This window comes from Microbacterium sp. NPDC058345 (genome assembly GCF_042723855.1).
GTDB lineage: Bacteria > Actinomycetota > Actinomycetes > Actinomycetales > Microbacteriaceae > Microbacterium.
On record NZ_JBHXIG010000003.1, the window covers coordinates 494,064 to 513,788 of the forward strand.

16 protein-coding genes are annotated in these 19,725 nt (G+C 69.0%); 7 read left to right on the plus strand and 9 right to left on the minus strand.

What is annotated here, in order from left to right:
* The 4 genes from ACFWH5_RS14005 to ACFWH5_RS14020 are packed head-to-tail and all read right to left on the minus strand — an operon-like array spanning position 1 to position 5,632.
* Complete coding sequence (locus tag ACFWH5_RS14005) at positions 1 to 954, minus strand: glycosyltransferase (protein ID WP_378835586.1); 954 nt, start codon at positions 952 to 954, stop codon at positions 1 to 3.
* On the minus strand, positions 951 to 2,861 hold the full coding sequence (locus ACFWH5_RS14010; RefSeq protein WP_378835589.1) for a glycosyltransferase: 1,911 nt from the start codon (positions 2,859 to 2,861) through the stop codon (positions 951 to 953). The genes ACFWH5_RS14005 and ACFWH5_RS14010 overlap by 4 nt, the downstream gene beginning before the upstream one ends.
* A gap of 57 nt (positions 2,862 to 2,918) precedes the next feature.
* Complete coding sequence (locus tag ACFWH5_RS14015; RefSeq protein ID WP_378835591.1) at positions 2,919 to 4,217, minus strand: O-antigen ligase family protein; 1,299 nt, start codon at positions 4,215 to 4,217, stop codon at positions 2,919 to 2,921.
* Positions 4,214 to 5,632: an O-antigen ligase family protein gene (locus tag ACFWH5_RS14020; RefSeq protein WP_378835594.1), complete on the minus strand. Its 1,419-nt coding sequence runs from the start codon at positions 5,630 to 5,632 to the stop codon at positions 4,214 to 4,216. The genes ACFWH5_RS14015 and ACFWH5_RS14020 overlap by 4 nt, the downstream gene beginning before the upstream one ends.
* 71 nt (positions 5,633 to 5,703) lie before the next feature.
* Between ACFWH5_RS14020 and manA the strand changes: the two genes are divergently transcribed.
* Entirely contained in the window at positions 5,704 to 6,828 is a 1,125-nt protein-coding gene (gene manA / locus ACFWH5_RS14025) for a mannose-6-phosphate isomerase, class I (protein WP_378835596.1), read from the plus strand.
* 61 nt (positions 6,829 to 6,889) lie between these two features.
* On the opposite strand, the gene ACFWH5_RS14030 is transcribed toward manA, so the two are convergent.
* Positions 6,890 to 7,492 (minus strand): acyltransferase, encoded by a 603-nt coding sequence (locus ACFWH5_RS14030; protein WP_378835598.1) that lies wholly within the window; start codon positions 7,490 to 7,492, stop codon positions 6,890 to 6,892.
* Positions 7,493 to 7,664: 172 nt separating this feature from the next.
* Positions 7,665 to 10,307, minus strand: coding sequence for a CDP-glycerol glycerophosphotransferase family protein (locus tag ACFWH5_RS14035; RefSeq protein WP_378835601.1), 2,643 nt, complete (start codon positions 10,305 to 10,307; stop codon positions 7,665 to 7,667).
* A 345-nt stretch (positions 10,308 to 10,652) separates the two neighbouring features.
* Here ACFWH5_RS14035 and ACFWH5_RS14040 point away from each other — a divergent pair, with 345 nt between their 5' ends.
* From ACFWH5_RS14040 to ACFWH5_RS14050, 3 genes are all read left to right on the plus strand, one after another.
* Positions 10,653 to 10,970, plus strand: a complete 318-nt coding sequence (locus tag ACFWH5_RS14040) for a WhiB family transcriptional regulator (RefSeq protein ID WP_309128038.1) — start codon at positions 10,653 to 10,655, stop codon at positions 10,968 to 10,970.
* 178 nt (positions 10,971 to 11,148) lie between these two features.
* Positions 11,149 to 14,268: a glycosyltransferase gene (locus ACFWH5_RS14045; protein WP_378835603.1), complete on the plus strand. Its 3,120-nt coding sequence runs from the start codon at positions 11,149 to 11,151 to the stop codon at positions 14,266 to 14,268.
* The gene (locus tag ACFWH5_RS14050; protein WP_378835605.1) at positions 14,265 to 15,644 is read left to right on the plus strand and encodes a DUF5719 family protein; all 1,380 of its coding nucleotides are present in this window, start codon (positions 14,265 to 14,267) and stop codon (positions 15,642 to 15,644) included. Before ACFWH5_RS14045 ends, ACFWH5_RS14050 begins: the two co-directional genes overlap by 4 nt.
* Positions 15,645 to 15,660: 16 nt before the next feature.
* Here ACFWH5_RS14050 and ACFWH5_RS14055 read toward each other — a convergent pair whose 3' ends face one another.
* Positions 15,661 to 16,092, minus strand: a complete 432-nt coding sequence (locus tag ACFWH5_RS14055; protein ID WP_378835607.1) for a hypothetical protein — start codon at positions 16,090 to 16,092, stop codon at positions 15,661 to 15,663.
* Positions 16,093 to 16,158: 66 nt separating this feature from the next.
* Between ACFWH5_RS14055 and ACFWH5_RS14060 the strand changes: the two genes are divergently transcribed.
* Positions 16,159 to 16,401, plus strand: coding sequence for a DUF3499 family protein (locus ACFWH5_RS14060; protein WP_378835610.1), 243 nt, complete (start codon positions 16,159 to 16,161; stop codon positions 16,399 to 16,401).
* An 8-nt stretch (positions 16,402 to 16,409) separates the two neighbouring features.
* Here ACFWH5_RS14060 and ACFWH5_RS14065 read toward each other — a convergent pair whose 3' ends face one another.
* Entirely contained in the window at positions 16,410 to 17,219 is an 810-nt protein-coding gene (locus tag ACFWH5_RS14065) for an RDD family protein (protein ID WP_378835612.1), read from the minus strand.
* A gap of 16 nt (positions 17,220 to 17,235) precedes the next feature.
* Between ACFWH5_RS14065 and ACFWH5_RS14070 the strand changes: the two genes are divergently transcribed.
* The gene (locus ACFWH5_RS14070; protein WP_378835615.1) at positions 17,236 to 18,225 is read left to right on the plus strand and encodes a stage II sporulation protein M; all 990 of its coding nucleotides are present in this window, start codon (positions 17,236 to 17,238) and stop codon (positions 18,223 to 18,225) included.
* A 100-nt stretch (positions 18,226 to 18,325) separates the two neighbouring features.
* Here ACFWH5_RS14070 and aqpZ read toward each other — a convergent pair whose 3' ends face one another.
* The gene (gene aqpZ, locus ACFWH5_RS14075) at positions 18,326 to 19,105 is read right to left on the minus strand and encodes an aquaporin Z (RefSeq protein WP_378835617.1); all 780 of its coding nucleotides are present in this window, start codon (positions 19,103 to 19,105) and stop codon (positions 18,326 to 18,328) included.
* 150 nt (positions 19,106 to 19,255) lie between these two features.
* Here aqpZ and ACFWH5_RS14080 point away from each other — a divergent pair, with 150 nt between their 5' ends.
* Complete coding sequence (locus tag ACFWH5_RS14080; RefSeq protein WP_378835620.1) at positions 19,256 to 19,705, plus strand: Fur family transcriptional regulator; 450 nt, start codon at positions 19,256 to 19,258, stop codon at positions 19,703 to 19,705.
* Positions 19,706 to 19,725 lie beyond the last annotated feature (20 nt).

Below are 19,725 nucleotides of genomic sequence, written 5' to 3' on the forward strand. Positions count from 1 at the left end.
TCATGCCTCCAGAGCCGGCATGGGCTGCCAGCTGCGGTCGCGGCCGGCTTTGCCGCCGTCTCGAAGACCTCGGAACAGGTTGCTGGTTCCCCGCACCGTGCGCTCCACGAACACCAACCGGATGAGTTCCTTCAAGAAGGTCGCCGTCGTTCCCAGCCCGAACAGCAGTGGGTTGTAGACGCCGTTCACGCGGTAATAGTGCTTGATGAAGGCGCGGTTGCGCATGATGTAGTACCGGTACGCGTTGCTCGACGCGTTCATGTGACGGATGCCCATGTCCCACTGCTTGATCTCACGGGTGCGACGCAGCACGAACTCGTCGACGATCACCGCGGTCGTGCGACGCGACGCGAGCCAGCCGTACATCTGGTCATCCCAATAGATGAAGAAGCGAGGGTCGGGCAGCCCGATCTGCTGCACGATCGAGCGGTGGATGAACATGCCCTCGAAGCATCCGCTGTTCATCTCCTTGAACCCCGAGGCGTCGAACTTCGACGGCGCGAACGGGATGGGGATGCCCATCCGCTCAGCGATGCGGTACTGCCAGTAGAACTCGCTGCCGTCGTAGTCGTAGCGCCGGCCCTGGATGCTCCGGAACCGCGAGGACCACTTGCCCATCTTGGCCAGGCCGTCGGGGATCACCTCGACGTCGTCGTCCATCATCCAAATCCACTCCGAGCCCAGCTCGTAGGCGGTGCGCATGCCCTCGCTGAAACCTCCGGAGCCGCCGGTGTTCGTCTCAAGGCGTCGGTACACGATCTCGGTGCCGATGCTGTCGCGGAACGAGTCCACGACGTCGGTGGTGTCGTCCGACGAGGCGTTGTCGATGATGACGACGCGGCCGGGCTTGGGGTTCATGCCGCGGATGCTGGTGAGCAGGCCCGAGAGCAAGTGGGACCGGTTGAAGGTCACGATGACGATCGTCGCCGAGGCCGGATCGAATGACGGGGTCATGCCTGCTCCTCGAAGGTCTGCTGCCACGACGAGTCGGAGACCAGCTCGGGCAACGCGTTGCGATACTCCTTCTGTAAGCGCGGCCAGCTGCGTCGCAGCCTCCGGTGCAGCGCCAGCGACTCGCGCAACATCCGGCGGTACTGAGCCCTGTCGCGGGTGTACACGTTCTTACCCGAGCCGTCGGCAGTGCTGACGAGCGCGCTGTCGAAGCGGGGCACCCGCCACCACAGCGCGTCGCCCTTGCCGAACTCGACCTCGGGGCGGGCGACATTCGCCGGATCGGGGGTGTGCAGCCAGTGCGAGAGCAGAGCCCGGAACGTGAACAGCTTCAGGCGCATTCCGGTGGGGCTGTCGACCTCGCGGGCCTTGAGCGGCGGAAAGACCTGCCTGCCGCGCCGGGCGTGCAGCACACGGCTGGGATCGCGGTGCACGACCGTCTCTGGAAAATTCGCGGCCATGGCACGCGCAGCCGGCATCGCGGTCGCTAGCGTGCGCCGCATATGCTGCGGCCCCGACAACACGTCACGCAGCGCACGCGCCCGCAGAGCGACGGGGTAGTACTGCATCATCATGAGGTGCTTGAGGTCCACTCGCAGGCTGTGCGTGAGCAGCCGTCCGCCCTGCGGGGCGTTCGAGTGCAACAGCGCCGCGACGATGCGGTTTCGCGCGTGGAAGTACGCCTGCCAGTCGATGGTGTCGTCCTTGTTCACCCAGGAGACGTGCCAGAGCGCCACTCCGGGAAGCGAGACCGTGGCGAACCCAGCCTCCCGCGCACGCAGGCAGAACTCTGCGTCGTCCCACTTGATGAACGCGGGCAGCGACAGGCCGACCTCGCGGATCGCATCGAGCGGGATGAGGCACATCCACCAGCCGTTGTAGTCGGCGTCCATCCGCATGTGCAGCAGAGGCGACTGGCGCAGGTTCGCGACGCCGAAGTCGTGCGGCATCCTCTCCTGGTACAGGTTGCGCCACATGAACGGGTGTTCGTCGACGACCTCGGCCCAACCGTGCAGCTTGGGACGGTCCAGCAGGTCGAACATGTGGCCGCCGACCAGGACGGGAGTGGTCGCATACCGCCCGAAGACGATGGACCGGCGCAGCGATTCGGGCTCCAGACGCACGTCGTCATCGAGCAGCTGCACGAAGTCGCTCTCCGGGCGCTTCAGCGTCTCATGCATCGAGCGGGCGAACCCGCCCGACCCGCCCAGATTGCTCTGACGGATGATCTGCAGCGTCTCACCGAGCCTCTCGGCGACATCGTCGAAGCCTGCCTGCTCTTCGACGAGGCGCGTGCCCTGGTCGACCAGGAAGATGCGGTCGACCAGTTCGAGCGCATCCGGCGCGTCGGCGAGCGCGTTCAGAGTCTCGATGCAGTAGTCCGGCTTGTTGTAGGTCGTGATGCCGAGCGATGCCTTCCCTGAGCGGGCCGGCTCCTGCTCGGTGGTCCATTCGCCGCCCTCGAGAGTGGCGTGCTTCTCATCGGCGACCACGTCGAACCAGATCCATCCGCCGTCGCTGTACTCGGTGAGCGACAGGTCGAAGGTCGTGGTCGCATCTCCGGCGACCTCCTGGGTGTCGATGCGCTGGCGGACGCCGCTGCCGTTCGAGCGGTACACCAGGATCGTCGCGGGGCCGGTGGTGCGCACGGTGAGCCGCACCTCTCGCACACCCGTCCAGTGCTGCCAGTACGACGCCGGGAAGGCGTTGAAGTACGTGCCGAGCGAGACTCGGCGTCCAGCCGAGATGCGCGCGCGGGTGCGTCCGAGGATGTTGCCCAGCTGAGCGCGATTGGACACGCGCACGGGCTCCTCATCGATGACCGACCATGTCTCGGGGTCCGCATACAGCGGAAGCAGATCGGGGTCTCGGTCGAGCGGGAAGACGACGTTCTGCAGCACGTGGGTCACGAGGTCACAGCCTACCTGGCGCCGCTTGAAGAACTCCGGAGACCACGCGTCGTGACGTTACTTCTCCGGCTTCAGCGTCGGGATGGCACCCGTGTGCGCCGCGTCGATGAGCTCGCGCCACGACCTGCTCTGCCCCGCGCGCAGCGTGCACAGCACGAGCAGCACCCAGCCCGACTCGGTGAGGGTGAAACTCTCGAACATCGATTCCACGGCGAGCGTCACCAGCACGAGCGGCGTCCAGGCGTAGACGACCGAACGGCGCGCGCTCGCCACAAGCCACGAGCGCACGACGGCGACCCCGCCCAGCACGACGAACAGGGCGAGACCGACCCAGCCGAGCTGCAGCAGCGCGTCGAAGTAGGCGTTCAGTGACGATCGGTGGCTCTGCTCGAGCAGGAAGTTCATGTAGGTGAAGGGGTATTCACCGCGCGGCCACGGGCCGAACCAGCCCCACCCGGTGAGCGGCCGTTCGGCGCTGAAGTCCAGCAGCAGGTTCCACAGGTCAGCGCGCATCGAGAAGTCCGAGCCGGCGTCGAGGATGCGGATGATCTGGTGACGCAGCGCGAACGCCACCGCGAGCGCGGCGATGACCACCGCGCCCAGGATCCACTGGACGATGGCACGTCGCTCCGCGGGGGTGTGGCGAACGATCGTCAATGCCGTCGTCGCGACGCCGACGCCCGCGGCGAGCACCACGACGGTGGGCGACGCCGACAGTAGCGCGAGAAAGCCGCCCAGCGTCACGGATGCCACGCCGACGCCACGCGACACGGAATGCGTGCGCCATTCGATCACGAAGGTGATCAGAGCGACGACAGCGATGAAGCCGAGCATGTTGCGAGTGCCGAAGATGCCCTGGATCGGACCACCCAGTGCGAGGTTCCCCTCGATGCCCAGCCGACGGACGGGGGTGTCCAGCAGCACGCCGGAGAGCAGCTCCAGCGCCAGTGAGACGCCGAGCAGCCAGCGCAGGGTGTCACCGATCGCGCGCACGGTCTGCAGCGTGTCGCGAACGTGCCCGATCGTGATCGCGATGATCGTGTAGCCGAGCAGCGTGATCCAACTGGCGAAGGTCGTGGAGCGATCGGTGCTCCACAGCGCACTGATGAGAGCGAGCAGCAGGAACGCCAGCAGCGAACTCGGTGCGAAGCGCAGCAGCGACAGCTCCGCGCGGCGGGCCAGCAGGGTGACGGCGCCGACCACGGCGAGGAAGGTCACGATCGTCGCGAGCGTGAGGGTCGACGTCAGCCGCTCGATCAGGAACGACCCGAACACCGCCGTCAGCGACGTGAGCGTGTAGGCGCGGGCGAACTCGGCCGAGTCGAGCAGCGCCGTCAGCATCCGCTGCGGTGTCACGGCACCCGCCGGGTGCGCGGGCCGTGGCTGATCACCGGCGTGCGCTCGCTAATGCCGACGCCGATCAGCGGCACCGCCTTGATCTTGAACGACAGCAGCACCAGCAGCATCCAGCCCCACAGGACGATCGGGGCCGACTCCGCCAGCCCCTCGAAGAGCAGCACGGAGACCAGAAGGATCGGCAACAGGGCGATGGGGGAGTAGGGGCGCTGCGCGTCCAGATCCCAGCGCGGGCGATCCACGGCGAAGAACCAGGCGCGCCACACGAGGGCCAGCCATGCGACGACCATCAGCAGCACGCCGATCGCGCCGAGCTGCAGGAACACGTCGAGCCACATGTTGTGCGCGTGGAAGACGGTGAGCCCGTGGTTGAGGATCCACCCGTCGAACGCCGGATCCCACGGCACCCACGGTGAGGAGAAGCCGTTGCCGAGCATCGGCCGTTCGATGGCGCGCTGCCACACGGCCGCCCAGATCTCGATCCGGCCGGTGAGGTCGGAGCCCTTGCCGAGAACGTCGAGCAGCCGGTCGCGCAGCAAGAGGGCGCTCACGACGCCGATGAGGCCGACAGCGCCGGCGACCAGGTAGACGGTGCGCCGCTGCGCGGGGCTTCGAGCCGCGCGTGCGAGCAGTGCGACGAGGAGCACGGCCAGCACCACGGCGATGCTGAGATACACGGTCGCGGACGCCGCCTTGACGAGCAGGGCGAATGCGAGCAACGCCCACAGCACGAGTGCACTGCGCCGACGCGCTCCAGCGGCGTACAGCACGCCGAACACGATCAGCGCGAACAGGCACATCATCGCCATGGTGTGTGCGTTGCCGACGATGCCCTGGATGCGCCCGTCGTCGAACAGGTTTCCCCGCACCCAGTACAAGTGCGGATCGATCTTGCCCTCCGGAACGGACACGAAGTTGGGCAGCACCGGATGGCGCAGCACCACGACCACCCAGAGCTCGATCAGCAGGGAAAGGCCCAGGATGAACTTCAGTGCTGAGGACAGCGCACGGACGATCTCCTGCCAGGTGAGCATCGTGGCGACGAAGAGCGCGTTCACGGTGACGACCGCCATCAGCGTCCAGGTCAACAGCGTCGCCCCTGGCCACCGCGACCACAGTGTCGACAGTAGCGCGAGCGCGACGTACCCGAGGGCGGCCCACGGTAGACGTCGCCACGGGAACCGGGTCGGGCGGTGCCGAGCGACAGCCGGAATCCAGATGCCGAGAACGCCGAGGGTGAGCACCACCATCACGATCGCGGCGCCCGCCTGGCCGAGCAGGTTGTACACGGCCGTATGCGCCAGCACGGTGAACATCGTCAGCACGCTGTAGGCGCGCACCATCAGGTGTCCCGTCGTCTCGCGGGCAGGCGCGGCGGGCGGTTCCGTCACCGGATGCTTGCTGTACACGGCCATCGCGTTCAGGCTACCGCGCTGCACCCGTCGATCACCGTGAGACGCGGGGAACACGCTCTACGCTGGAGGGCATGCTGCTCTCCCTCTCCAACCGCGCGCGCGACTACGCGTGGGGATCGACGACGTTGCTGGCCGGACTGGAGGGGCGCGAGCCGTCTTCAGTGCCCGAGGCCGAGGTGTGGTTCGGCGATCACCCCGGTGATCCTGCCGATCTCGCCGACGGCCGCACGCTGGACGAGGTGACGGGCGGTTCGCTGCCCTACCTGCTCAAACTGCTCGCCGCCGCCGACCCGCTCTCCATCCAGGTGCACCCCACCCGCGAACAGGCGCGCGAGGGCTTCGCGCGCGAGCGCGGACTCGCCGCATCTGACCCGTCGCGCAATTATCGTGACGACAATCACAAACCAGAACTGATCGTGCCGCTCAGTGAGCGCTTCGAGGCGCTCGGCGGCCTGCGGCCGCTTGCAGACACGCTGCGCCTGCTCGAGTCCTTCCCCGAGTCGGCGGGCGTGAACGCCCTGCGCTCCCGACTGCAGGCCGGCGAACCGGCCGACGCGCTGCGCGAAACGATCGGCTGGCTGCTCTCCGGCGAGGCGCAGACCGAGGTCGACCAGATCATCGCAGGCCTGCGCGTCGCCGAGTCGGAGGAGTTCGCCGAGACGCTGCGCGGCGTCCGCGCCATCGCCGAGCGCAATCCCGGCGACCCGGGCGTCGTGGTCGCGCTCCTGATGAACTTCCTCGTGCTGCGCCGCGGCGAGGCGATCTTCCTGCGCGCGGGACTGCTGCACGCGTACGTGTCGGGACTGGGCGTCGAGATCATGGCGGCCAGCGACAACGTGCTGCGGGGTGGCCTCACGCCCAAGCACATCGACGTGGACGAGCTGCTCGCCGTGGTCGACCCCTCGCCCGGGGACGTGCCCGTGCAGCGGCCCTCCGACGACGCGGAGGTCGTTCAATACGACGTACCGGTGCCCGACTTCGCACTGCAGCGCGTGCGCGTCGACGGAGAGCGGCGCATCGAGGTGACGGGCCCGACCATCGCCCTCGTCACGGCAGGCACGGTCACGGTCGCGTCCGATTCAGGGGACGCACTCGACGTCCCTGTCGGCGGCGCGGCGTTCGCCTCGCCCGATGAAGGCGCGATCATGCTGCGGGGCCAGGGCGAGGTCTTCGTCGCCGAACCCGGGCGAAATTGAGCCTCCGGGCTGCCCGCGACCCCGAAGATCCGGTGCTCAGGAACGTCACGCGGCGAGACGGTCACCTCCGGCGCCACCACCGTGAGCTGTTGGCCGACGCTACCGCCGACTCGGCCGGCTCCGTGACCTCCTCACCGGTGCGAGCCCACCAGCGCGACTTGGTCACGGTGGACGCGTCGGGCTTGTAGTACGGCTTCGTCAGTGAGAGATGTGGGCGCTCCCAGGCGACGTCTGTTCGCACCACCCGGGCGGGGTTGCCTGCAGCAACCGCATTGTTGGGCACATCCTTGGTGACCACGGATCCCAGCCCGATCACCGATCCGGAGCCGATCGATACACCGCCAAGAATGGAGGCGTTGTAGCCGATCCAGACATGCGCGCCGACGATGATATCGCGTGAGATGTTGACGCGTTCGCCGGTGTTCACGTCGAAGATCGGATGACCGTCGTCGGCGCGCATCTGCACCCCGATGGCGAGCATGCAGTCCTCGCCGAGCCGCACGGTGGTGCCTTCCGTTGCGGAGATGCCGGCTGTGCCGGTCGTGGAGACATTCCGTCCGATGATGACCCGCGCGTCCTGACCGACGCGAACCGTCGCAGAGAAAGGGGGTACGCCTGCACTCCCGCCGATCTCCATGACACCGTTGTCGCAGTCGAACTGCACGCTCAGTCTGCCCAGACGAGCTCCCGGGTCGACGCGCAACACGTTGTTGCGGCCCGAGAAGACGATGTTCGTGTTCGGCACCGGATCTCCGCCCCACTCGATCCGATTACCTCTGTCGTCCGAGTACGCGGAGATCTCCATGTCTTCGAATGTACCCGAGGGCGGGAGCAGGTCAGCCGTCGACGGCGGTCATCGAGTCGGCGGACAGCTGGGTGTCCCAATCGTCCGCAGGTGCGGCCCGCATGCGCTGTTCGAGTGGCCGGAGGGTCTGCGCTTCGAGCATCGCCTCGTAGACGCGCTCGCGGTTGCGTCCGTCCCGCACGGGGAACGTCCGATCCATGCGCTCGAGGTGAACGGGATCGGGTCCGTCCGAGACGATCGAGGCGGCGACCCGCACCGCCTCATCGGCATCCTCCACCACCGGGCCGAAGCCGTCTCGGTGATAGTCGAAGTATCCGGGTCGTTCGGTGTGCCCGACGAAGTACTGGTCGCGGTCGTGCTGGTAATAGAGCACTGGAGTGCGGATGTACGCCGCATTGAAGGCGATCGACGAGTAGTCGGTGATCAGCAGGCGTGCGCGGATGATCATCTCGCGCACATCGGTGTCCGCATAGGAGCGCACCTCGATCTCGTCGGGCAGCGTGAACGACGAGAGGTAGTGGCGCATGTTCGGATGCGGCATGAACACGATGCGGGCGCCGGCGTCGCGAGCGGCGGAGAGCAGTCGCTCGTCACTGAGCAGGCCGGCGATCCGCTTCGCGTATTCCGTCTCGGCGAAGTCGGCCTTCGCCTCCCGGTCGGCTGAATGCGTCCCCATGCCGCCGACGAGATAGTCGCGCCAGGTCGGCATCACGACGATGAGGTTCTTTTCACGATCGGGGACGGATTCGGCCCGCTGCAGCAGGACGTCGAACCGCGGTAGTCCTGTCAAGCGCACCTCCTTACGGCTTGCGCGGTACGCCGGTGCCTCGGTGAGGTAGCGGTACTCATCGAGCGTCGACGCGACGAAGACCTGGATGTCCTTGGGGTTCAGCCAGTGCGAGATGTCGCCTTTGATGACGCCGTGCTGCAGGAAGGTGAAGGCGTATTTCGGAGGGCGCATCTTGATCGGCAGCGCGTGTGTGATGAAGCGATCGGCGTGGCTCGAGGCGAGGTGATCGGCGTGCTTGAGCAGCGCATAGAACTCGGGCGTCTCATACCCGACGAGCCGTGCCCCCGCGGCTGACATGCGCTCCCAATCCGGGGTACCTTCGCGCACGACGAACCAGGAATTGAGCTCGGCGTGATGCTCCGCCATCCACCAGTACATGTCCTCGGCACTGTCGCCGGCGTCGACGTCACGGTCGATGAAGACCCACGCGCGTGCGAACTTCTGCGCCAGACGCTGCGATCGCACGGCGCGATCACGCCGCACGTAGTGCAGCCCGCCAGGCTGCAGACGACGGGCGACCGCCGCTTTGCCGCGAGTGAGCATATGCCTGCCGCGGGCAAGCAGTTGTGTCAACCTCGTATCCCGTGACGTCGGCGCATATGCACCCGGCACGAGCGGAGGTCTGTCCAGGATCTCCTGCCGCACGCCGTTCAGGAACAGTTCGATCGACGCGTCGTCCGGCACCCAGAGCACATGCTGCATCAGGACCGGTCGGCCGACATACTCCAGACCGAAGGACTTCTGCGCAAGAGGCGTCGCCCCGACACCGTCGACCTTCAAGCCGATCTGCGGCACGGATCCGCGATAACGGAACACGACCGTCCGCAACCCGCGACGGGGATCGCGCACGCCTCCCCAGTACACCGGCGCGTACCCTTCACCATGTTTGGTCAGCGTCAGCGCCTCGCGCATCCACGGTGCGACGTACATGAGGTCGAACTGGGCGATCGCCTCATCGTCTACGTGCTGCAGAAACGCCGGCAGCAGCTCGTGAAGCTCCGCGTACATACCCTCGGGGAACGGGGCGTTCCTCACGCCCGGCGTCTGGGATGAGCGAAGGATCCAGAACTGATCGTATAGACAGAGGTTCTGCAGCCAGCGGGGAACCTCTCCTCGCTGATCGAGCGCGTCGTCGATGACCGGCAGGTAGCCATGCCGAATGGTGTCGGTGTACTTGCGTGGATCGGCGCTGCTCGACTGCACGGTCGAGGAATTGTCCGATCGCTGTCGATACAGATAGCTCGCCTCGGGGATGAAGGTCACCGTGGGCTCGCTGAAGCGCAGCAGGTAGCGGGACGCGAAGGAACCGTCCTCGAAACGCAGGCGCAGCTCCGTGTGAAAGGTGAGTCCGGCATCCGCCACGACCTCGCGTCTCATGAATCCGGAGGTGATGTGAGGCTGTACCCACGACGGGCTTTCGTTGAGATTCTTCGTGACACGGCCGGCTCGAAAACGGCCGGTCAGCGCGTGGGTGTCGCGGATCTCGTCGACGTCCTCGTACCAAAGCAGCATACGAACCGACAGCATCGACGGCGCGTTCGCGGAGTCGATCGCTGACGCGACCTCCGCGAAGTAATTGTCCGAGAGCACGTCGTCCGGGTCGGGAAAGGTCAGCCACGTGCCGGTCGCATGCGGCAGAGCGGCGTTGCGGGCGGAGGCCTGCCCGCCGTTCTCCTTCCGCAGCACGGTCACGTTCGGATGCCGGACAGCGAAGGCCTCGGCCACCTCGGCGGTGTCATCGGTGGACCCGTCGTCGACGAGGATCACCTCGAGGTTCTCGAAACCGTACGTCTGGCGTTCCAATGACGCGAAGTACTCCGGCAGATACCGGGAGACGTTATACATCGGCGAGATGATGCTGAACTCAGCCTGCAACCTTCGCATCCTTCCTTGCAGTCACGCACGCAGCCGAGGTCCAAAGGCGACAAAGGCGACGCATGGTCCAGGAGCGGCTGACGAGGACGGAGTCGCATCCTGACGAGACAGACGTTGTGCTGCTGTTCACCGACCGTCCCCTCGCTCGAAGACGGAACTGAGTATACGAAGGCCTCGCTGGGAAAGCGGTGCGCGGCGTCTCGCCTGCCCGACGCGACACGCCGAAGCGACGCGAATGAACCTTAAAGACGCTCTTGAGGGTTTACGATCTGCGACTTGACCGCGGCGAATGACACGAGTGTAATTAGTGGTGCACGGCCCGCGGGGGGCAGGCAGCAGGGTTGGGAGATCGAGATGACGGGTTACCGCTCAGACGTTCCCGAGAACTGGTTCGTCGATCCGGTCAACCTCGGGGTGCCGGGTGTACGCCGGGTGGACGCCGACGACGACAGTGCACTCGCCTGGCAGGCCGACGCGCTCTGCGCGCAGACCGATCCCGAGGCGTTCTTCCCCGAGAAGGGCGGCTCGACGCGAGACGCCAAGCGCATCTGCACCTCGTGCGATGTGCGCGGCGAATGCCTCGAGTACGCGCTCGAGAACGACGAGCGCTTCGGCATCTGGGGCGGCCTCAGCGAGCGCGAGCGCCGCAAGCTCAAGCGTCGCGCGAGCTGACTTCGCTCCGCCGGCCCGGCGAGTCGCGACGGAACGCTGCGAGCGAGCGCTCTGCCGGCCGGACGGGTCGAGAGCGGTCACCGGCACGCGAGCACCGACGGCTCCCGTCGAGTTCTTCGCGGGCGCGCCGCAGGCCTGACCGGGGCGAGGTCCCGTCCTGCTTAGGCTGGCTGATGTCATGCCAGCCCGTGTACACGCCATCGTCGTCGCGCAATCAGGTGAGAAGCCGCGCGCGCAGCTCTTCCGAACCCTCGAGGCGCTCCGCGCGCAGACCACGCCACCGGATGCCGTGACGCTGGTCGTGCTCGGCAGCGCGAACGACATGCGCGCCTCCGACGGGCTCGGCGGTCTCGTGGAGGGCGTCATCGAGGCGCGCGGAAGCACGTCGTTCGCAGAGGCAGTCGCCTTGGCGCAGCCGCGCATCGCCCCTGGCTCGTCCGTCTGGCTGCTCGCGCACGACACCATCCCCGAACGCGGTGCGCTGGCATCGCTCGCCGGCGCGCTCGAGCGCTCGCCATCGGCCGCGATCGCCGCGCCCAAACTGGTGCGCGACGACGATGACCGCGAGATCGTCTCCCTCGGCGTGAGCATGACCCGGTTCGGTCGGTCCGTCGAGCTCGCGGCCGACGAACTGGATCAAGGGCAGCACGACGCTACCGAGGACGCCCTCTCGGCCGACGTCCGCGGCATGCTGATCCGCGGCGCGGCACCCGCGGTGCTGCGCCCCGACCCCGCTCTCGGCGGTGCCGACGAAGGTCTCGACCTCGGCATCCGCGCCCGCCTGGGCGGCGCTCGCGTGGTGCTGGTGCCGAAGGCGCGCGTGGCCGTGCGCTCCGACGGTCCCGCCGCTCTGCCGCGGGGCGTCGCGGCCCGCGCGTGGGCCACCCGTCGCGCTCAGCTGCACCGTCGCCTCGCCTACGCACCGGCCGCCCTCGTGCCGCTGCACTGGCTGAGCCTGCTTCCGCTGGCACTGTGGCGATCGATCACGCACCTGATCGGAAAGCGCCCTGCGGAGGTCGCTCCCGAATGGGGCACGGCGATCGCCGCCATGCTGAACCTCGGCGCGCTCGCGCGATCGCGTCGCGCGATCGCGGCCTTCCGCAACGCCTCCTGGGCGAGCATCGCTCCGCTGCGGCTCTCGCGCGCTCAGCTGCACCAGCGTCTGGACGACGGTCATGGCACCGAACGCGGCGCCGTCAGCGAGCTGCACTTCTTCGGCGGCGGCGGCGCGTGGGCCGTGCTCGCGGCTCTGGTCGTGAGTATCGCGAGCTTCTTCTCGCTGCTCGCCTGGCCGGCGCTCGGCGGTGGTGCGCTGCTGCCCCTGCGGCAGACGGTGACGGCCCTATGGGCGGATGCTGGCTGGGGGCTGCGCGATGTCGGCCTGGGACTCGTGGGCCCTGCCGACCCGTTCGCCGCGGTGATCGCACTGATCGGATCGCTGTGGCCCGGCGCCCCGTCGTTCTCACTGGTGCTGCTCTGGCTGGGAGCCCTGCCGCTCGCGCTGCTCGGCGGCTGGTTCGCCGCGACTCGGGTCACCGACCGGGCGGCGCTGCGCATCCTCGGCGGCGTGCTCTGGGCGCTCGCGCCGACGTTCCTCACCGCCCTTGCACAGGGGCGACCGGCAGCGGTCATCCTGCACCTGGTGCTGCCGTGGGTGTTCCACGCCGCCGTCGTCGCCCATCGGTCCTGGGGCGCCGCGGGCGCGGCATCCCTGCTCACGGCGATCGCGGTGGCGTGCGCGCCGTCCCTGGCTCCCGCCTTCGTGCTCCTCTGGGCGCTCGCCCTCCTCCTCATGGCGGTGCGCGGGCGGCTGCGCGGCGTCGTACGGCTGCTGTGGCTGCTGATCCCGAGCGCGGTGATGTTCCTGCCGCTGATCGTCTGGCAGCTGCGACACGGTGACGTGTGGGCACTCCTCGCCGACCCGGGCGCGGTGATCCTCAGCGATCCGGTCGGCGTGGATGCCGCCGGTCGTGCACTGATCGCATCCGGCTTCCCGTCTGCGGACCGCGCCGGCTGGGAGTGGCTCGCCGGCGCGGAATTCGGGCCGTGGGCGGCGCTGCTGCTCGCGCCGGTGGCGATACTCGCTCTCTTCTCGGCGCTCTCGCCGCGCTGGCGCGCGGGATGCGCGCTGCTGCTCACGGCGCTGGCCGGGCTCGCGACGGCGATGCTCGCGGTCGGCGTCGTCGTGTCGTTCGTGCACGGTGTCGGGGTGCAGATCTGGCCCGGCACCGGACTGAGCCTCGCGTGGCTCGGCGTCGTCGGCGCCGCGCTCGTGACGCTCGACACGGTCGTGGTGCTGGCGCCGCTGCGCGCGGGAGCGGCGCTGCTCGCCGGCGCGGCCGTCGTCGTGTGCGCGGTGCCTGGTCTGCTGTCGCAGCAGACCGAGCATTCCGTGCTCGTCCGCTCGCCGGAATCGACGCTGCCGGCACTCGTCGCGGCCGAGGCCGACGGCGACGCACCGCTCGGCACGCTCATCCTGACGCCGCAGAACGACGGGTCGCTGTCGTTGGGACTGGTGTGGGGCGCCAGCGCCTCCCTCGGCGCGCAGAGCACACTGCTCAGCACCGCCACGGAGCCGCGCGAACGCGACCTGGCCGACACGGCCGTCGATCTGCTGTCCGCGCGCGACTTCGACGCCTCTGCCGCGCTCGCCGCCGACGGCGTCAGCTTCGTGCTGCTCGCGCAGACGCCGGAGGAGCGCGACAGGGCCCGGGTGATGCGCGAAGGCGCGATCACCGCGATCGATCAGCGCCCCGGATTCGTCAGGGCCGGCGAGACCGCACGCGGGATGCTCTGGAGCGTCCGTGGCGACATCGCCGACCGCCCGCCGCTGACCGACGGCGAAGAGGCCATCGGCAGGGTGACGGCCATCGTGCAGCTCGTCATCGTGCTGGCCGCTGTGCTGCTCTCGATCCCCACCCGGGCCTCGCGCCGCGCCGCGCGCGCCAGATCGCGGATCGTGGGACGAGCGCCCGACGAGCCGCTGGTGCTGCCTCGCCGTCACGATCACGACGACGAGCATACGATCGACGCGGACACGGATGCCGCGGGGCAGACTGACCGCGCCGATCACCCGGAAGCGGCCGCTCCCGCCATCGCTGCGGATGACGATGCCGCTGGCGACGCCGATCCCGCGGACGGTCGCGTCGTGCCGGCCGACGATCACGCCGTGCCGACCGACGATCACGACGTGCCGGCCGACGATCACGACGTGCCGGCCGACGATCGCGTCGTGCCGGCCGACCCCACCGCGGCAGAAGCCGATCGCGCGTCGACAGCGGCGGAGGAGAGACGATGAGACAGCGCACCATCCGGCTCGCCGCCACCGGCGCCCGCATCGCGACGGGCGCCGTCGTCGCGGCCGCCTGCGTGCTCGGCGTCGTGAGTGCCGTGGCCGCACCGCTTCCCGGAGTGACGCGCGCGTCGACCGGCATCACCGTCACGCCCATCCCCGGCGACACCGTCCTGATCTGCAACGGCTCCTACCGCGTGCTCGGTCGCGACGCCGGCCAGGCGCAGCTGATGGTGTCGGGAGCCTTCCCACAGCTGCAGTCCGACGCCCAGGGCGACCCGGCCGAGAGCGAGCCGCTCGCGATGCCGGATGTCGCCGGGGGCTCGCGCGGCCTGATCCTGACGAGCCGCGTGGCGGACCGCAAGGCCCAGCCCATCGCCGCATCCGAATCCGTGCGACTGGATGCCGCCGACGCGCGCGGTTTCGCCGCCGCACCGTGCCGCGAGGCGGCGATGAGCACCTGGCTCGTGGGCGGCGACGGCAGCACGGGCGCATCCGACATCATCGTGCTCTCCAACCCGGGTGATGTGCCCGCCACCGTCGACCTGATGGTCTACGGCGAATCGTCGGCCGCATCCAGCGTGGTCGTCCCGGCGAAGACGCAGCGCGGCGTGCCGCTGGCCTCGATCGCCGGCGGCGAGCGGAAGCCGGTGGTGCAGGTGGTCGCATCCGGCGCGCCGGTGCGCGCGATCCTGCAGTCGACGCTGGTCCGCACGCTCGACGCTGTCGGCATCGACCTGCAGGACGGCGTGGGCGGCGCTCAGCACGACCTGCAGCTCGTCGGCGTGCGGGCCCAGACGCTCGCGGAGGGCGACGACGCCACCGGCGTCGTGGTGCGCATGCTCTCACCCGAGCAGGACGCCGAGGCGACCGTCCGCGTCCGCGCGGCGGACTCCGCGACCGTGATCGATGAGTATCCGGTGTCGCTGCCACAGGGAACGCCCACCGAGATCGCGCTCTCCGGAATCGCCACGGGCGTGTACGACATCGAGATCGAGGCGGACCAGCCGGTGGTCGCGGCCGCTCATCAGACCGCCCGTGCGGGTTCTGAGACAGACTTCGCATGGATGACCCCCGCGCCCGAGATCTCCTCGGAGCTGATGTTCTCGGTGCCGAGTGGTCCGGACCCGGTGCTGCGCCTGCGCAACACCCAGGCCGCCTCGATCACCGTCGAGATCGAGGGTGAGGGCGGCGACACCGTCGAGGTTCCGGCATCCGGGTCGGCATCCGTTCCGCTGCGCTCCGGTGCGTACTCGCTGTCGCCGTCAGGCCCCGTGCACGCCGCGATCACGATGCGCGGCGGCGAGGGATCCGCCGACATCGCCGGCTGGCCGCTGTGGGCGGGAGCGGCCGCCCAGCAGCCCATCGTCGTGCATCCCTGAGCCGGGCGGCTGCGATTCAGTAGCCGGAGGTGTCGGGTCCGAGCTCCCACGGCTCGCGGCCGACGTATTCCGCGGCGGCCTGGAACACGGCGCCCTCGATCGCGGCCCGTCGGTGCATCGCGTCGTCATGCCCCTTCGGCAGCAGCCGCTCGATCGGCACCCGGAACAGCGAGATGCGCTTATCCGCGTGATCGACCCGCCAGCGCGGGATGCCGTCTCCGCGGTCGTGCGTCGGCATGGCCGCGATCTCCACGCGCACGTCGCGCAGCTCCTCCCACGTGCCGCGCAGATATTCGAAGGCACTGCCGACGGTCAGCTCGAAGCGGTCGAGGCGGCCATCCAGCGGCGGCAGCGGAGGCCGGACGACCTCGCTGCGGCCGAGCCGGCCATGCCTGCCGTGCCGCGCGCCGCGAGGCGCGACCGGGGGAGCGGGACGACGGCGTGGCATGCCGAAAGTCTATGTGCTCCGCGCGGCAGCCGTGCGGCGCACAGGGGCGGCCCTACGCTGGAGGCGATGGACGAGCGACTCGAGTTTTATGATCGGCAGGGCTTTCGCGAGCGGCTGTGCTCGAAGGTGGCCTGCGCCCGAGAAGCGGTCGCGACGCTGACCTTCGACTACGGCGATCAGATGGCCGCGCTCGGTCCGCTCGGCCCCGGCGGCGACCCGCACGCGCACGACCTGTGCGCGCTGCACGCTGATCGGCTCTCGGTGCCCGCGGGGTGGATGGTCGTCCGGCATGAGGCGCTGCGCGGCTGATCCGTGCGTCAGAGGCGGACGCGCCGCCCGGTGAGTCGTTCGGCGCGGTCGTCGGCGATCGTCAGAGCCCGCTGCTCGCGGTGACGCCGGAGCACCGTCACACCCCGCAGGAGCTCCTCGGGAGCGACCGCCGGCAGCGGGGCGACGAACGGCGCCACCTCGTCGGCGAGCTCTCGCGCCACTCGCGTCCGTGCCGTCGGCGAGAGGCGCTCGGCCGTCGCCAGGAACTGCGAGACGCGTCGGGCGAGCCGGTCGGGAAGCCGCGCGACGTCGGCGAGGTGCGCCCATTCCGCCAGCGACGGCGGCAGGGACGGGGTGTGATGATCGAGCTTGGGGGTGCGGACCCGCTGCGAGTACGTGCCGGCGACCAGATCGCCGAGCCGTTGCGAGCGGGCGGTGAGCGCGCCGGTGATCACCGCCGCGCCGCCGAGGGTCATGTAGATCTCCAGGAGCCCGACCAGTGCGCGGATGAACGTGTGCCGGAAGGTGATCGCCCCGCCGTCGACGCGCACGATGCGGCCGCCCACGGCGAGCTTGCCCACACTGCGCCCGCGCGTGGCCATCTCGACGGTGATCGGCAGGATCAGGAAGCTCACCGCCAGCGACCACACCTGAAGGATGCGGAAGAGGTGCTCGTCCAGCAGGTTCTGCGTCATCAGCCAGATCTGCAGCAGGGTGAAGGCCAGGTAGACGGCGAAGCCGATCACCATGTCGATCAGCGCGCCCGCCGCCCGCAGCAGGAATCCGACCGGCTGCACGTCGATGGCGACGGCCTCGCCCGACAGGATCTCCTGCTCATCGGCGATCGGTGTGGACATGGGTACAGTAAATCAGGTGGATGCCGATGCACTCAGTGATGCGCGCCGCCCGGAGTGGGAGCGTCTCGACGCGCTGAGCCGGAGGCGCCGTCTCAGCGGCCCGGAGGTCGATGAGCTCATCGTGCGCTACCGGGCGGCATCCGCGGATCTCGCCGAGCTGAAGACCTCTGTCGGAGACTCTCCGCAGGGCGCCTACCTCTCGACGATCCTGGCCGCCGCGCGGCTGCGGCTCACCGGCGCTCCGGACAACGTCGTCGCACAGGCCGCACAGTTCTTCACACTGCAGCTGCCCGCCGCGCTCTACCGCATCCGCTACACGACCGCGGTGATCGCCGCGGCATTCGTGCTGATCTGGGCGATCAGCGCCGCCTGGATCGCCTCGGACCCGGCGCTCATCGCGACGCTGGGGCTGCCTGCGGATCTGAAGCAGTACGCCGAAGAGGACTTCACCGACTACTACGGTCCGATGGCGTCGTTCGCCGGTATGGTGTGGTCGAACAACGCCATGATCGCCCTGCAGTGCGTGCTGTTCGGAGTCACCGGTCTGTGGCCCGTCTGGATGCTCGTGCAGAACGCCTTCAGTCTCGGGGTGGCCACCGCGATCATGGCCGCGCACGACCGGCTCGACGTCATGATCCTGCACATCCTGCCGCACGGGCTGCTCGAGATGACCAGCATCTTCGTGGCCGGCGCGGCGGGGCTGCACCTCTTCTGGGCCTGGGCCGCGCCGGGACGACGCACACGCGGCGCGGCGCTCGCCTCTGAAGGGCGAGCGCTGGCGACGGTGGCCATCGGGCTGGTGTTCGCGCTCTTCCTGTCGGGACTCGTGGAGGGATTCGTCACAGGGTCGGCGCTGCCCTGGCCGGTCAAGATCGGGATCGGTGCGGCCGCGCTCGGCGTGTTCCTGCTGTACATGCTGCTGATCGGGCGACGCGCGGTGCGGCGCGGGGAGACCGGCGACCTCGTCGAATACGAGGCGGGCACGCCGACGCTCTTCGCCGGCTGAGGCCGCTGCGCGGCGCGGGCCGGAGAAGAGTGAAGGGGAGCGGCCGCAGCCGCTCCCCTTTAGAAGGCGATCGCCGATCAGGCGGGCTCGGCAGCGCCGATCAGGCGGGCCTGGCGGCGTCGAACAGCGCGCGATAGGCGAATCCGGCCAGCATGGCGCCGACGATCGGGAACACGATGAAGACCCACACCTGCGAGAGCGGCTCGATCCCGCCGTAGATCGCCGCCGCGATCGAACGTGCGGGGTTGACGGAGGTGTTGTCGACGGGGATCGAGATGAGGTGGATCAGCGTCAGCGTGAGGCCGATCGCGAGACCGGCGAACGGCGTGCCGCGGTCGGGGTGCGTGGTGCTGAGGATCACGAGCAGGAAGAACCCGGTCAGGATCACCTCGATGATGATCGCGGCGAGAATCCCGAAGCCGCCGGGGGAGAGCGCATCCCAGCCGTTGCTGGCGAAGCCGGCATCCTGCACGCCGGCCAGCCACGCGTCAGGCCCGAACAGGCCGATCAGGGTGAGGGCCGTCGACGCGACGATGCCGCCGACGACCTGGGCGACGATGTACGGCAGCACATCGCGCCACGGAAGCCGCCCCGCCGCCGCCGCGCCCAGCGTGACCGCCGGGTTGAAGTGACCGCCCGAGAGCGGTCCGAACGCGTAGGCGCCCACCAGCACGGTGAGACCGAACGCGAGGGCGACCGCGACGTACACGGCCGAGTTGGCACCCGGGTCGGTGAAGTGCGTCGACGCGAAGAGCGCGGTGCCGACACCTCCGAACACGAGCAGGAACGTGCCGAAGCCTTCGGCTGCGAGCTTCGCTCCGAGTGAGGCGACCAGCGGTGCACCGGGTTCGGGTGCGGGTTTAATCGAGGATTCGCTCATTGCCCAGCCCTTCTTGAGTCCGCCCGGCAGGTGCCGAGCGATCACATGATCCCGCATCGGTGCTGATCGGTGCTCAGGCGCGCCGTCGCTCGCCACGCCGAGACGCCCCGGCGTTTCTTGAATGACTCAAAAGAAGGTAGGATGGAAGGCATGCCCGACAACCTCATCCCCTCCGCCGCCGACGCGGCCATCCGGGCTGCAGGACTCCGGGTGACGGACTCTCGGCGCGCCGTGTACGACGCGCTCCGCGAGCATCCGCACGCCACGGCGGAGGCCGTGCATGACCGCGTGGCCGCCGTCCTCTCCTCGACGAGCCTGCAGTCCGTGTACAACGCGCTCAGCGATTTCTCTGCCGCGGGCCTCGTGCGAAGGATCGAGCCGGCCGGGCATCCGATGATGTTCGAACTGCGCGTCGACGACAACCACCACCACCTCGTGTGCACCCGGTGCGGCGACGTCACGGACGTCGACTGCGCGACGGGCCACGCGCCGTGTCTGATCCCGGTCGATGCGCGCGGCTACCGCGTGGCGACGGCTGAGGTCACCTACTGGGGTCTGTGCGCATCCTGCGTACAGGCCGAGACTCCCGCTTTCCACTGACACCCACCCACCGGAAGGAC